Origin of the sequence: Flavobacterium hankyongi (assembly GCF_036840915.1) — a bacterium.
GTDB classification, from domain to species: domain Bacteria; phylum Bacteroidota; class Bacteroidia; order Flavobacteriales; family Flavobacteriaceae; genus Flavobacterium; species Flavobacterium hankyongi.
Window position 1 is genome coordinate 381,593 of sequence record NZ_CP085725.1, and the last position, 13,274, is coordinate 394,866.

Consider the following 13,274-nt stretch of genomic DNA (forward strand, 5'->3'; position numbering starts at 1 on the left):
TTTACATATGTCAAGACAAATGATTGATTATACAAAATCGATTCTTGAAAGAGTTAGTTTTGATCCAGCTTTGTTTCGTAAGGAACTTGAGAAAGCGGTTAAAATGCTTTTACCTTACGAAATAGAAGAATTGTCCAAATGGTTCTTTAGTTTTACCAAAGGAAAACCAGAACTTAGAAAATGTGAAATCTATTTAACTGTATAAATAAAAAAGGGAGCTAACTAGCTCCCTTTTTTATTTGTTTTATTATTCACTTTGTAAGTAAAGTTAGAAAAAAGATTTTTCAAAACGCATTTCATCGAGTTTATTTGCTTTTTAGCGGTAAAATACACTAAATTTATAATGAGTTCTTAAGTCAATTGTTTCATTATTAAGCAATAAGGTTATGCCCCGAATGATTTACGATTACACCAAAAACGTACTTGAAAAAGTTAGCTTTGACATTAAGCTTTTTGCTAAAGAGTTAAAAAAAGCTGTTAGAAATTTACTTCCTTATGAACTAGAACATCTAAAAAAATGGCTGTTGTATTTCACAAGTGAAAAACCAGAATTGAAACAATGTATTCATATTGTTGATGTCTAATTTAACAGAAAGAAACGTAAACTTAAAGGAGCCATTTAGCTCCTTTTTCATTTCTTATGTAATGGACTTATAATTTCTACATTTTGAAAAGCGATTGCGCCTCTTAATACTCCAGAAATTACATTTCTTAAAGCGTCAATAATATGAATCTTTAATTCATTTTTTGGAAAAATTAAACTTACTTCTCTCGATGGTTTTGGATCAGCAAAGTGACGAAGTTTCGTTTTCTCTTTATCATTAAAATCTAATGTGTGTAAATAAGGTAATAACGTCATTCCCAATCCCTCATCAGATAGTTTGATTAGAGTTTCAAAACTTCCGCTTTCAATTTGAAATTTATTCTCTTTAGACTGCGATTTACTTTTACAAATATTTAAAATACCTTCTCTAAAGCAATGACCGTCTTGCAATAGCAAGATTTCATCAACATTTAAATCATCAATTTCAAGTTCTTTCTTCTCAAATTTTGAATGACTTTCAGGAACGTAAACCATGAAAGGTTCATAATATAAGACCACTTCCTTAATTTTTTCTTCCTCAAGAGGTGTTGCTGCAATGGCTGCATCCAAATGTCCGTTTTTTAATTTAGTGACAATTTCAGCAGTATTTAATTCCTCAATAATTAATTTAACTTTTGGATATTTTTTGATGAAATTATTCAAAAACATGGGTAGTAGCGTAGGCATGATAGTTGGAATTATTCCTAATCGAAATTCTCCGCCTATATATCCTTTTTCTTGATCTACAATATCTTGGATTCTATCTGCTTCGTTAACTATGTTTTTTGCTTGAGCTACAATTTTTTGTCCTACTTCAGTAAGCTGAATGGGTTTTTTACTACGATCAAAAATAACTATGTCAAGTTCATCTTCTACTTTCTGAATTTGCATACTTAATGTAGGTTGCGTAACAAAACATTTTTCGGCTGCTAGTGTAAAGTTTTTGTATTCGGCTACTGCCAAAACATATTGTAATTGTGTGATTGTCATTTTATAGTTAAATTTTATTCAAATATAAAAACTATAAAATTAAATTATAATCAATCTTCGCTTAAATTTTCGTTAAAAGCAGACGGAAGTAATTGTGGTATAAATTTAATCAAGATAGGAAGGAGTAAGCTTCCCCCAGGAACAAGAAAGATGGTTAGTGAAGGGATACTTTTACAGATATCAAGTATTTGATTTCGCACCTTTTTCTTTTCTTCTGGAGTTAATTTTTCTGAAGCCGATTTACGTAAAAGTGTCATTAACTCTTTGCTTTGTGAAATTTCAAGAAGCAATCTGGTTTTATTTCGTTGAACCAGTGTTTGTACATTCGAAGTGGTTTGATCGTAGAAATGTTTAACTGGATTTGAATAGTTAAAATAAGGAATTGACGATTTGTTTTCGGTTAAAAAAATATCCATATCATGAATACTGCTTTCTGCAAATTTACTTGAAATTTCAAGTTGATTGGCTAAATTGTATAAAAATTTCTTTTCTGAACTTTCAATTTTTCCGTCATTCCAAAGTGCCATATTGGCTATATCTATTAAATAATAGCGTTCATAATCGTCATCGAGATAAGAGAAATCAATATTGTCTAGCGAAGTTTCTTTAGCTGATTTTTCAAATTTGGAATAGCGAACTGATGATTCAAACAATTTTTGAAGCAAATCATCGTAGTTTGATTTGGTTTCTTTCGTGTTCAGTGCTATGGATACCACACTTACAATAATTTCTTCTATTTTCTTTAGGTACTTTTTAGGTAAACTATCTTCTTCGATAAAGCGTTTAAAGGCTAATACATCTACAAAAAGTAAGGCATTCGTCAAGATATGAGAGAAGTTTTTACTTATGATATTGTCATTCGTTTTAATTCGATTCGCGATGATTTTTTCCAATTTGCTTTCTGGCGAATCTGTTGGAAGAAAAATATCTAAAAGGCCTGAATTTTTTGGATGTAATTCTTTGTAAAAGGCTATGCATTTATGAACGAATGCTTCAGAATTATTAGTACCATTAGCAATTTGGAAAACGCCGAAAAGTGAATTTAAAAGGGCTATTTTAGAAATTTCCTCGGTTGTTAAACCCTTTGTTTCAATTTCTTTAGTAGTTACAAAATGAGTGGCATAACCAACCAAAAATCCTGTTTTTCGTGTGGCGACATAAAAACTTTCAAAATCATACAAGTTAAATTGTTCTTGTGAGTTTTGCTCAAAGAAAAATTTACTCACCCAACCATGCGCCGAAGGATTTATCATTTGGCAAATTAATGTAAAAAAAGAAACTCTAACAAATATATTCTAATGTAACCTAGCTAACATTTTAGGAAGTCTAAACTAAATAAGTTTGTAGTCTAAATCTTTACGTTATGAATAAATATTTGTTAATCTTATTGGTCTTGTTCATGTTATCATGTGAAAAAGAAGGCGAATTGACTCAAAAAGAAAATAATGTGTCGATTCCTGAAGGAGCTGTTTTAAAGTATACAGGAAATTTTTCGCCTACTTCAGGTGTTAATGCTTCTGGAATGGTAAAAGTATATCTAGATAATGAAGTGCATAAGTTAGAAATTGAAAATGCTAATGTGTCTTCTGCACCAGATTTAAAAGTCTATTTATCAAAATCAGATACACCAACGCAATATGTCAATCTTGGAAATTTTGCGGGGAATGGAAATAGTGTTTATCCAATTCCTTCTGAAACCGTATTAGCAAATTATCCGTATGTACTTATACATTGTCAGCAATACAATCATTTGTATGCAGTGGCTAAACTTAATTTAAATTAATTAACTAAAATAAATAATATGCTTAAGAATTTTAAAGTTACAATTTTCACTTTTATGGTTTTCTGTATTCAACAAGTTTCAGCTCAAGGTTGTAGTGATGCTGGATTTTGCTCTGTAGGAAACCCTTTTAAAGCTGCTTCCACAGAAAAAAAGAACTTGATTGAAATAGGAGGTGTCTATGGAATAGGGGAAGAAGATGTTACCATTTTTTCACCTTATGCAAGTTATACACGTTTGTTTACAGACAAATTTGCTGTAAATGCTAAATTAACCGGAACAGTTGCTAATGGTAGTTTTGGAACAAGAAGCAATGTTGGAGATGTTTTTTTAACTGGAAATTATAAATTCAATCCTGATGCAAGTAATTTAAAATGGTCAGGTCTTTTAGGGGTAAAAATTCCATTAACGGCGGGTAATGACAAAATCAATACTATTTCCCTGCCTATGCCATATCAATCTAGTTTGGGAACTTTCGATATTATTGGAGGGCTTGAAGCCAGTGTGAAAAAATGGGATTTTAATATTGCAGCTCAAATTCCTTTAAATGACAACAAAAACTCTTATTTATCATCTTTATCACCCACAGATAAATTTGATTCAACCAATCTGTTCCACCGTAAATCAGATGTATTGTTTAGGTCTACCTACAGCATAGTGTTGTTAAACGAAAAACTAACATTAAAACCTAATGCATTGTTTATATACCATTTAGGAAATGATTCGTATGTGAATCAATTTGGGAACAGCGTTGAAATTGCAAATTCTGACGGATTAACCATCAATGGAAACATAATAGCTAATTATAAAATTGGTGACAACAGTAATATAGAGACTTCACTTGCAACACCTTTTGTAGTTCGCGAAGTGAGACCTGATGGTTTGACAAGGGCTTTTACTTTTGGATTGTCATTTAAGCAAGGTTTTTAGTATATGAGAAAGTTACATTATTTACTTCTACTTATATCTTCAACCACTTTTGCACAAAAAGTTATAGCTGAGGTTTCTTTCAAGGAGAATAAGCAACCCTTAGATATAATTTATTTGCCTAACCAAGACAAAGTAGTAATTACTTTAGGTCAAAGAACTAATAAAGTGTATGGAAATACCATCACTGATGTTTGGGCTTTTGACAAAGATGGTTTTACACAAAAATTAGTGGCCAATGAAAAATTAGCCAATTGCGTGTTTTCACCTATAGAAACAGCTTTTTTGATAGGTAAATTACCTGAAAAGAATGAATTTCCAACCGAATATAAATTAATTCTGGATGGAGTACCCACAAAGTATTTTACCATCAATGAGCGCTTTAGATACTTTAATGATATCTACGGATTGGACCTTGTGAACCAAAAAGAAAGTACAAAAATAGATTTAAAAAATGACGATGTTTTTCTAAAAGTAATTGATCTATTTGGTGGTAAAGTGGAAAAAAATAAATTAGAAAAGCTTGATTTAAATAAGTTAGAGAACAAAACAACAGCAACATTCACTGAAGGATTTGATTTTGATGTTCGTATTAATGAAAGTGACATTAGTTTTATTACTAAGGCGATTAATAGAAACTACAAATCGGCGACTATTTATAGAACCGTTTATGATCTGTATGGAACCAAAACAGGAGATTATTCCTATTTTGTGAGTGAACCCAAACATTTTTTACTATTGTCTAATAATGGTAGTGGCGTTTTAGATCCTTCCAATAGTTCTAAAAAATTAAGCGAATTAGCCGTAAACAATTACTTGGTAGATAAAAAAAGTGGAAATGTTTATGTCTATGGATTATTTGGAAGTGAAGCAAAGGAAATTACCAATTCTACTAACATTCCTTTAGGTTTTTACATTTTTAAATACGATCTCAATGGAAAACTACTATGGGAGTCACATCAAGATGTAGTTGATGCTTCTGGGTTTAATCAAAATCAAGATGTTTCAAAAATCAATTTTTCGATTCGATTAAGAGAAAACGAAGTTTTTTGTAGTCTTTTTTCAAAAGACAGTAATTATTTGGATGTAGTAACAATCAATGATACTGATGGTCTAAGAAAATCTCAAGCTTTTTTAAAATTTAAAAAGTCTCAAGATAATACCTCAAAAGATTTGTTAAAAGTAGATTTACTCGATAACAACTATACTAACTTTAAGTTTGATAAAGAGACATTGTATCTTCTTAATAGTTCACAAAATTTTCAGGAGTATTTAAAAACTATAGATAAAAATAAATCGCTCCATTATAAAACATATATAGCTAAAAAAGGGTATTGGGTAATTGAGTCTGATAATAAAACGTATAGCAAAGTGATTTTATTCAATTAAAAGTAAGGTGATTACAAAAGAGATTTTCTAAATCACAATCATTTGTTAAAGCATTCTGGAGATGTTAGCTAGCTTACAAATTGAGTTTTAAAACAGATATAAATTAGTGGTATAATTAAAATAATAGAAAATATGTTAGTTAAGTTTTTAAAGAGAAGTTGTTTTGTTTTCTTATTGGGTCTTGTACTGCCTTTGCAAGCTCAAAATGTAGCGAAACACAAATATTACTCTCATACAGATGAAAAAAAGCTTCATTTATCAGATGCTGAATGGAAAGCCATTCTACCTGAAGATTTGTACCTAGTGTCCAGAAAAGCAAATACAGAAGCGGCTTTTACAGGAAAGTATTGGAATTACACTGGTAAGGGAACCTATTATTGTGCGGCTTGCGGATATACACTTTTTCGATCGGATGCCAAGTTTGCGAGTTCTTGTGGATGGCCAAGTTTTTTTGAACAGGAAAACAAAAAAAGTATTGTGTTTAAAAGTGATAAATCCTACGGAATGGATAGGATAGAAGCTTTATGCGGACGCTGTGGCGGTCATTTAGGTCATTTGTTTGATGATGGTCCAGAACCCACAGGGAAACGCTATTGCATGAATTCGGTTTCGTTAGATTTTGAACCAGACATGAAACCAAAAAAGAAATAAGATGAAAAAGTTATTGTATTTAATGATGTTACTTCCAGCGTTAGTCTCTGCCCAACAAGCAAAACCAAGAATAGAAACGATTACTTTGGGTGGAGGTTGTTTTTGGTGTATCGAAGCTGTTTTCGATAAACTTGACGGAGTTATTGCTGCCGAATCCGGTTATTCAGGTGGAAGTATTCAAAATCCTAGTTATGAAGAAGTTTCCACAGGAGAAACAGGTTTTGCTGAAGTGGTTCAGATAAAGTACGATACCGGAAAAACAAACTTGGACGAAATTTTTAAAGTGTTCTTTACTGTTCACGACCCCACCCAATTGAATAGACAAGGCGCCGATGTAGGTTCGCAATACCGTTCTGTGATTTTTTATGCCAATGCAGAGCAAAAGAAAACGGCTCAGGAAATTATCCAGCAATTGAATAATGCTAAGGCATATACATCTAAAATTGTTACAACACTTGAACTTTTTAAAGGTTTTACCAAGGCCGAAACCTATCATCAAAATTACTATGAAAATAATAAGTCTAAAAGTTATTGCCAGTATGTGATCCAACCCAAATTAGAAAAATTTGAAAAGGTGTTTAAGGATCGATTAAAAAAGAAAAGTTAGGTTAAAATTGATTTGTTAAGTTGGAAAACCAATCTCTGTGATGGAGATTGGTTTTTTTATTTCCAAAATTCCCACCATTTTTTATTGATTCTAGAATTACTTTCAGTATCCTCTTTGAGATTAATTGTTACACTTCCAGTTGTATCTATATCCCAAATTGTTGCAGTTTTAATATCGATTGAATTTATATTTAAAAATGTTTTTATTTTTTGGTCTAAATACTCGTCACTTGTATTTTCTTCTTTATTTGTTCTAGACAATGAAATGATTGATTGGTCATCATTTTGAATTCGTATCATTCTATCAGCAAGTAATTTTAAAACATTTTCTGGATAGCTAGAAGTTGCATTTTTAGGAATATTATAATTTTCATCAAAGTGAAAATAATCAGCAATTAGAATAGAAAAAAATTGATTATCACGTTTATCGAAATAAAATAATTCAGATATTCTTTCACTTGGCTGTAGGAAACCAATTTTTAACCAATTATAAATTCTTTCTTCCATTTTTTATATTTTCCTAACGTTTGTAAAAAATAAAACTACAACTTTTTACAGTTGTAGTTACTAATCTTTGTAGGCACGGATTAAACTCGAGCGAAGCGAACAGACGAAGTAAATCCGCGCCATCTGGTTAAACTCGAGCGAAGCGAACAGACGAAGTAAATTCGAGCTGTCAGGGTTATAAAATCCGAAGCTCGACAATTCTTTTTAGTCAGGATATTATTTAGTAAAAACTGATGGTACTTGTGGTAATCCGCACCATTCAGCAATTTTGTTATATTTACCAGCTAAATTCATTAGAATATCAATACCACCCTCAACAGTTTTAAGAGTTTTTGACATTGCAGATGACCCTTTTTCTACAGAATCAAATAACTTTTTTAATTTTTTCATGCCTGATGAATTTTTGACTGTTTCCGCATTCTGTTCTTTCTCAATTGAAACAAGAGAATCTTCTATGTCTTGTATCTCAATATATTCACTACTAATGCTTGGTAATAATTCTTTTAATTCATTCAAAGATGAAAGTGCATTAGTAATATTTTGATTTACATTGTTTTGATTTAAATTTATTGTAGGGCTTAGTTCAATATTAATTGTTTGTTTAGCAGACAAACTTTCAGCAATCATTGAAAATAAGTTTTCAATTTGCCCCTTTTGAACTTGAATAATATCTTGTTGTGTTTCCATTCGATATTTAGCTATTCTAAGCTCACTATTTAATTCAAGTATTAGTTTTTGATTAGATGTAATTTCTGATGGTTGTCTTTGTCCAGAAATTACAAGTTGGTATTCCTCAAGTGCTTTTTCTATAATTTCTTTTTCACCACTACTATTTTCTATAATTAATCGGACTGTATTTCCATTTTGTTCAATTTTAACTTTAGCCTCTTCATCTGGGTATTGTTCTCTTAGATATGTTCCAAAATAATTTAGGATATTTAATCCAGCTTGATAGTACTCACTTGGGAACTCTATACTTCTGTCAATAATTATATTTTCTTCATCATATAATACTTCAGCCTCCAACTCAAATATTTCAATATCAAATATATTTTCTTGTTTGGTGTCTGTGTAACCTAATATCAAAAAAGGATGGGTATGCGTTAGTGGAGTTAATGGATGGATTTGTCGGTAACACATTTCTAGAGTTAATCTTGTCAATGACCTATCATCTAATCTTTTAGAATATTCATCAGTTGGAACTAATAAAACAGGAATCTCTGCTAAATGATATTTTGCGGCTAATGCAGTTTGTTGGAATAACCAACGATTCAAAAAATCAATATGACCAAAGGTTAGATAAGCTGCAACATTATTTTTTATAGGACCAAGATTTCCAAAAAATAACCTTTGTCCATGATCACTATAAAATGCATTATCACTTTTCGACCAACCCATTTTTAATAATTCTTTATCCCAAATTTCCCTTGCAGATACGAATGAACTTCTACTTCTATTAGCATATGCATTTATGAACCTTGGTAAAGTATTTTCAATATCAATTAATTCTTCTTTATGGTCTTCAATCATTCGGTTCCATGAATTTCGAAAACTAATTACTTTTGTTATTTTCATATAAGTATATTTAAAATTGATATTGGCTCACAAATGTTCACAATTCAATTTTGAACATTAAATATTATTTATTTATGATACTAAGATAAAAAAGTATTTGTAAGAAAATTATGGTTTCCCGTAAAGAAGAGAAATATTTTTAGTTTAGGAGTTCAAATTTTTAAAAAATAGTAAAAGTGGGTTAGCCATTTGTTGTGAGAAAAAAAATATTTTAAAAAATTTTCTCACAAGGCTGTGAGAATTTTTATTGTGAGAAAAAAAAATCTCACAAACTTTTTCTCACAGGACTTCTGTGTAGTACTTTATATAAAAACTCCCAACAGTGGAGACGATTGGGAGGCTATAATTATTACTATTCTTTTTTAAGAAATAGTTTATGTGAGCGCACTACTGGCGTTACCAGCTTCGGTTCGGGTTTGGTATTGGTAAAATGACCGTTTTCGTCTACATAGACAATCATGCTTTCAAAGCCTTTGCCTTTGTTGTTATTGATTTTGCGGTCTGCTTTTTTTGTGTCTTTTTCTTTTTGCTTTAGGGCTTTGTTTTTGATGCTTTGTTTTTTTGAAAACGAATCTGCCATAGATTTAAAATTGTTTTTTAGTGAATTAATTCATTGATAGGACTTCCATTTTGTTTGACAATCTGCTTCCATAGTGCTTGTTCGCTTTGGGTACAAAAACTAATTGCCTGACCAGACTGTCCGGCGCGTCCTGTGCGACCAATGCGGTGTACATACGTTTCTACTTCGCCAGGTAAATCAAAATTGATGACCAAGGGTAGTTCTTTGATGTCGATACCGCGTGCTGCAATATCTGTAGCCACCATTACTTGAATGGATTGCGATTTAAAATCGGCTAACGCTTTTTGTCGTGCCGATTGAGACTTGTTGCCATGAATTGCTGCCGCTGTTACGCCTTTATCACCTAATTTTTGAACCAATTTATTGGCTCCGTGTTTGGTACGGGTAAACAACAAACATTGATTGCTGCCTTGATTGCGAAGTACGTTTAGTAGTAAAGATACTTTGTTTACTGTTTCTACTGCATATACCGCCTGATTGATTGTAGCTTTTATTGAAGATACTGGGTTAGCATCTACTTGAATAGGTTGATTTAAAAACACAGGAAGCAGTTTTTTTATCGAATCGGGTAAGGTAGCTGTAAAAAACAAGGTTTGTCTTTTTTGAGGGATAAATTTCAGCAAGGCTTTCATATCATGGATGAATCCCATATCCAGCATACGGTCTGCTTCATCCAATACAAGATGTTGAATGTCATTAAGGCTAATTTTTTGCTGACGCACTAAGTCGAGTAAACGACCAGGTGTTGCCACCAAGATTTCAGGTTTTTGACGAAGGTCACGAAGTTGATTCACTTCGGAAACGCCACCAAAAATAACTTGAGATCGGTGAGGAGTATATTTACCAAGGGTTTTAAAAGTTTGTTCTACCTGTATGGCTAATTCCCTCGTAGGGGTTAGCACCAGAACTCTAATTGTTCCGTTGGTTTTAGGATTATTCTGAGAAAGCTGTTGCAAAATAGGAAGTACAAACGCAGCTGTTTTACCCGTGCCGGTTTGAGCACAACCGATTAAGTCATGGCCTTTCAAAACAATTGGAATTGCTTTTTCTTGTATGGGAGAAGGGGTTGTAAATCCCGATTCCTCTATCGCTTGGTAGATGGTTGGAAGTAATAAAAGATTTTGAAAATGCATAAGCATACGAATTTAAGGATTAGGGATACCTATCCATGGTGTATTCGTTTTAGATGTAAAAGTGAAGTCGTATTGAAAGATAAAATAAGGCGTAATGGAACACAAAGTTCTACTTTCGCCTTATTTAAAAGCTAATAATAGGCACTCTTATACGAGTGAAAGCAAATACAAACAGGATTTTTTAGTATCGTTTGTAGTTGTTGAATGAATTGTTTGAGTATGAGCGCTCTTCACGAGGGCGTGCTTCAGCTACAGAAATAGAAAATCCATTTAACTCAGTATTGTTAAGGTTGTTGATAGCATGTTGACCATCTTCTTTTTGTGTCATTTCCACAAAGGCAAAACCACGTGGGCGACCAGTTTCACGGTCCATTATAATTTTGGTTGAATTTACTTGACCAAAAGCGCTAAACGCTTGGTTTAATTCAGATTCTGAAGTATTAAAACTCAGATTGGAAACATAAATGTTCATAATAATAAAATTGTTTTAAATTAAAAAAGGCAGTACTGAAACGCCAAAACTGAAGAGAAAAAAGAAGTAGTTAAAACAAGTTTTAAAATTCAGGACGAGCATTGGCAGAGAACCAATCTGGACAAAGATAGGTTTAATAAATGGATATATTCTATGAAAACGTATTTATTTTCAATGTGTTAGGCTTTTCAACGTATAAAGTGCATTAAAATAACTTTTTTCGTAAGCAGTATTATAGATCATGGTTACACAAAGTTAGGAGACTTTGCGGAGGAGGTATATTTAGAATACAGAACAAATTAGCTGCTGTTAGCGGTTAATGTTTTTATTTTCCCACGTTGTTTTTTTTAATTCAAACCAATCTGTTGGGTCGCCTTCATAATCAAAAGTTTCTTTATAGTCAAATCCCAACTTAGTCAATACTTTTTTTGAATTCTCGTTTTTAGGATCAGTTATTGCATAAATTGTGTCAGTATTCAAATTTTTAAATCCATAGTCCAAAATTGCATTTGAAGATTCAGTCGCAAAACCTTTTCCCCAATGTTTTTTCTTAAACCTATAACCTAGTTCGTAAAAATTATTGTGATTATTTAAAGGCTGGTTAAAATATTTTAATCCAGACCAACCAACACATTCATTTGTCAATTTATCAACTACAGCCCAACGAGCAATTCCATTTTCTATATACTGTACTTTGAGCATTTCAATGACTTTTGTTATTTCGTCAATTGATTTCACAGGATTATTTTCAATAAACAAATGAACTTCTGGGTCAGAGTCCATTTCAAACAAGTCTTTTTCGTCTGTATATTCTAATTCTCTTAAAAGTAGTCGTTCTGTTTCGATTAATATTTTCATATATTAGTTATTTGTCTGTTTATTTTTGTGATTTACTTAATTTTTCAATTTCGGGTAAATCTTTTTTATATTGTTCAACATTCCATGTTATGTTCCAGTAAGCAACATATTCTGCTATAGCTCCCAATCCAACTTCACTTCGTCTTTTATCAACATTGTCTGGATCTTCTAAAGGTAAAACATATTGTTCTTTGGTTGTTGGATTTGTTCCAATTTGACTTCCGTAAATTTGTTTTCGTCCTTCCCGTATTGCAACTCTATCTTCTAATAATGCTAAAGAACTTGAATTTGCATTTCCTTTTTTAACTGCTTCACGCATCATTGGTAAGTATTTTTTTTGAACCTGTAAATCAGAATGTTGTATTACAAGAAATAATGTTTGATTTGCTTGTTGTCCAACTTTATCTTTTCCAACCCAACCTTTTTCATCTAGTATTTTTACAATTTTAATTAAATTCAAACTATCTTTTAAAAGCATAATTTTGCCTAAACTGTCCATCTCTTTACCTTGATAACCATATTTTTTCTGTGCTGACACATATTGATTTCTTATATCTTGATCTTCTTTGAAAATGTCTAACAATTCTTTTTGTAAAGGTTTGTCATAGTTTGCTTCAATGATTTCTGTTTTCTTTTTTAATTCGGATATGATATTTTTGAATTTTTTTTCATTTCGAATATTATCTAAATCGGTATCAGTGTTTATATGATGCAAATTGTCAAATCCATTATTTATTGCTATTTCTAGCCATTTTGTTGATTTCTTCTTATCATTTGCTAAAGATGCAGCGCAAGCTGCATTGTAAAAGTTCTTTTTTGATTCAGGTTTTTCTTTTATTGCTTTATCAAAAAAGTTTGTAGCTAACTTGTAATTTTTAGCATTGTAAGATGAATCAGCTTTTTTTATTAAGTCTTCGTAATTTTGACCGTAACAAGTAAAAATTGTAGTAAATAATGCTAAAAAAGTTATTTTTCTCATATTTTCTTTATTAGTACGATTTTTTGGTGACATAGCAAAAATGTCCTGCAACATCAGGGCTTGGGAGTCACTTATGATTATAATCACGTAAAGTTAGGAAATTTTGTGTAGCGGGTTTAATTATTGTTTTATGTTCACGAGCGTGACGCTCGCACTAGCGGGGGGATTTTTAGTACAAAAATTCAATCGAAGAACAAATGTTGAATCTTGCAAAAATGTCCAACCGAAGCCGTTCAGCCCCGCT

Annotated in this window: 16 protein-coding genes; 7 read left to right on the plus strand and 9 right to left on the minus strand. The window is 31.6% G+C overall.

The window, feature by feature from the left end; genetic code table 11:
* Positions 1-7: 7 nt before the first annotated feature.
* Both LJY17_RS01845 and LJY17_RS01850 read left to right on the plus strand, forming a co-directional pair.
* Positions 8-205 carry a hypothetical protein gene (locus LJY17_RS01845; RefSeq protein ID WP_264542170.1) on the plus strand — a complete coding sequence of 66 codons (198 nt, stop codon included), beginning with the start codon at positions 8-10 and terminating at the stop codon, positions 203-205.
* A 181-nt stretch (positions 206-386) separates the two neighbouring features.
* Positions 387-584 (plus strand): hypothetical protein, encoded by a 198-nt coding sequence (locus LJY17_RS01850; RefSeq protein WP_264542171.1) that lies wholly within the window; start codon positions 387-389, stop codon positions 582-584.
* Positions 585-631: 47 nt separating this feature from the next.
* Here LJY17_RS01850 and LJY17_RS01855 read toward each other — a convergent pair whose 3' ends face one another.
* Positions 632-1,573 carry a hydrogen peroxide-inducible genes activator gene (locus LJY17_RS01855; RefSeq protein ID WP_264542172.1) on the minus strand — a complete coding sequence of 314 codons (942 nt, stop codon included), beginning with the start codon at positions 1,571-1,573 and terminating at the stop codon, positions 632-634.
* A gap of 50 nt (positions 1,574-1,623) precedes the next feature.
* Positions 1,624-2,826, minus strand: coding sequence for an LETM1-related biofilm-associated protein (locus tag LJY17_RS01860; RefSeq protein ID WP_264542173.1), 1,203 nt, complete (start codon positions 2,824-2,826; stop codon positions 1,624-1,626).
* A 110-nt stretch (positions 2,827-2,936) separates the two neighbouring features.
* Between LJY17_RS01860 and LJY17_RS01865 the strand changes: the two genes are divergently transcribed.
* The 5 genes from LJY17_RS01865 (at position 2,937) to msrA (ending at position 6,927) form a co-directional block, all read left to right on the plus strand.
* Positions 2,937-3,356 (plus strand): DM13 domain-containing protein, encoded by a 420-nt coding sequence (locus LJY17_RS01865; protein ID WP_264542174.1) that lies wholly within the window; start codon positions 2,937-2,939, stop codon positions 3,354-3,356.
* Between the two features lie 18 nt (positions 3,357-3,374).
* Positions 3,375-4,283, plus strand: coding sequence for a hypothetical protein (locus LJY17_RS01870; RefSeq protein ID WP_264542175.1), 909 nt, complete (start codon positions 3,375-3,377; stop codon positions 4,281-4,283).
* A gap of 3 nt (positions 4,284-4,286) precedes the next feature.
* A complete protein-coding gene (locus LJY17_RS01875) occupies positions 4,287-5,669 on the plus strand; it encodes a hypothetical protein (protein ID WP_264542176.1) in 1,383 nt (460 codons plus the stop codon).
* Positions 5,670-5,801: 132 nt separating this feature from the next.
* Positions 5,802-6,320: a peptide-methionine (R)-S-oxide reductase MsrB gene (gene msrB, locus LJY17_RS01880; protein ID WP_264542177.1), complete on the plus strand. Its 519-nt coding sequence runs from the start codon at positions 5,802-5,804 to the stop codon at positions 6,318-6,320.
* A gap of 1 nt (position 6,321) precedes the next feature.
* Positions 6,322-6,927 (plus strand): peptide-methionine (S)-S-oxide reductase MsrA, encoded by a 606-nt coding sequence (gene msrA / locus LJY17_RS01885; RefSeq protein ID WP_264542178.1) that lies wholly within the window; start codon positions 6,322-6,324, stop codon positions 6,925-6,927.
* A gap of 56 nt (positions 6,928-6,983) precedes the next feature.
* Here the strand turns inward: msrA and LJY17_RS01890 are convergent, their stop codons facing one another.
* The 7 genes from LJY17_RS01890 to LJY17_RS01920 all read right to left on the minus strand — a co-directional run bounded on the left by LJY17_RS01890 (position 6,984) and on the right by LJY17_RS01920 (position 13,030).
* Positions 6,984-7,433 (minus strand): hypothetical protein, encoded by a 450-nt coding sequence (locus LJY17_RS01890; protein ID WP_264542179.1) that lies wholly within the window; start codon positions 7,431-7,433, stop codon positions 6,984-6,986.
* Positions 7,434-7,649: 216 nt separating this feature from the next.
* Entirely contained in the window at positions 7,650-9,008 is a 1,359-nt protein-coding gene (locus LJY17_RS01895; protein ID WP_264542180.1) for a hypothetical protein, read from the minus strand.
* Positions 9,009-9,360: 352 nt separating this feature from the next.
* Positions 9,361-9,588, minus strand: a complete 228-nt coding sequence (locus LJY17_RS01900) for a hypothetical protein (RefSeq protein WP_264542181.1) — start codon at positions 9,586-9,588, stop codon at positions 9,361-9,363.
* A 17-nt stretch (positions 9,589-9,605) separates the two neighbouring features.
* Positions 9,606-10,721: a DEAD/DEAH box helicase gene (locus LJY17_RS01905; protein ID WP_264542182.1), complete on the minus strand. Its 1,116-nt coding sequence runs from the start codon at positions 10,719-10,721 to the stop codon at positions 9,606-9,608.
* 181 nt (positions 10,722-10,902) lie between these two features.
* Positions 10,903-11,193, minus strand: coding sequence for an RNA recognition motif domain-containing protein (locus tag LJY17_RS01910; protein ID WP_264542183.1), 291 nt, complete (start codon positions 11,191-11,193; stop codon positions 10,903-10,905).
* Between the two features lie 309 nt (positions 11,194-11,502).
* A complete protein-coding gene (locus LJY17_RS01915) occupies positions 11,503-12,051 on the minus strand; it encodes a GNAT family N-acetyltransferase (RefSeq protein ID WP_264542184.1) in 549 nt (182 codons plus the stop codon).
* 19 nt (positions 12,052-12,070) lie between these two features.
* Complete coding sequence (locus LJY17_RS01920; RefSeq protein WP_264542185.1) at positions 12,071-13,030, minus strand: DUF6624 domain-containing protein; 960 nt, start codon at positions 13,028-13,030, stop codon at positions 12,071-12,073.
* Between the last annotated feature and the right edge of the window lie 244 nt (positions 13,031-13,274).

Coding starts and splice junctions, on each gene's coding strand:
- LJY17_RS01845 (WP_264542170.1), top strand. CDS start 8: ATGTCAAGACAAATGATTGATTATACAAAATCGATTCTTGAAAGAGTT.
- LJY17_RS01850 (WP_264542171.1), top strand. CDS start 387: ATGCCCCGAATGATTTACGATTACACCAAAAACGTACTTGAAAAAGTT.
- LJY17_RS01855 (WP_264542172.1), bottom strand. CDS start 1,573: ATGACAATCACACAATTACAATATGTTTTGGCAGTAGCCGAATACAAA.
- LJY17_RS01860 (WP_264542173.1), bottom strand. CDS start 2,826: ATGATAAATCCTTCGGCGCATGGTTGGGTGAGTAAATTTTTCTTTGAG.
- LJY17_RS01865 (WP_264542174.1), top strand. CDS start 2,937: ATGAATAAATATTTGTTAATCTTATTGGTCTTGTTCATGTTATCATGT.
- LJY17_RS01870 (WP_264542175.1), top strand. CDS start 3,375: ATGCTTAAGAATTTTAAAGTTACAATTTTCACTTTTATGGTTTTCTGT.
- LJY17_RS01875 (WP_264542176.1), top strand. CDS start 4,287: ATGAGAAAGTTACATTATTTACTTCTACTTATATCTTCAACCACTTTT.
- msrB (WP_264542177.1), top strand. CDS start 5,802: ATGTTAGTTAAGTTTTTAAAGAGAAGTTGTTTTGTTTTCTTATTGGGT.
- msrA (WP_264542178.1), top strand. CDS start 6,322: ATGAAAAAGTTATTGTATTTAATGATGTTACTTCCAGCGTTAGTCTCT.
- LJY17_RS01890 (WP_264542179.1), bottom strand. CDS start 7,433: ATGGAAGAAAGAATTTATAATTGGTTAAAAATTGGTTTCCTACAGCCA.
- LJY17_RS01895 (WP_264542180.1), bottom strand. CDS start 9,008: ATGAAAATAACAAAAGTAATTAGTTTTCGAAATTCATGGAACCGAATG.
- LJY17_RS01900 (WP_264542181.1), bottom strand. CDS start 9,588: ATGGCAGATTCGTTTTCAAAAAAACAAAGCATCAAAAACAAAGCCCTA.
- LJY17_RS01905 (WP_264542182.1), bottom strand. CDS start 10,721: ATGCATTTTCAAAATCTTTTATTACTTCCAACCATCTACCAAGCGATA.
- LJY17_RS01910 (WP_264542183.1), bottom strand. CDS start 11,193: ATGAACATTTATGTTTCCAATCTGAGTTTTAATACTTCAGAATCTGAA.
- LJY17_RS01915 (WP_264542184.1), bottom strand. CDS start 12,051: ATGAAAATATTAATCGAAACAGAACGACTACTTTTAAGAGAATTAGAA.
- LJY17_RS01920 (WP_264542185.1), bottom strand. CDS start 13,030: ATGAGAAAAATAACTTTTTTAGCATTATTTACTACAATTTTTACTTGT.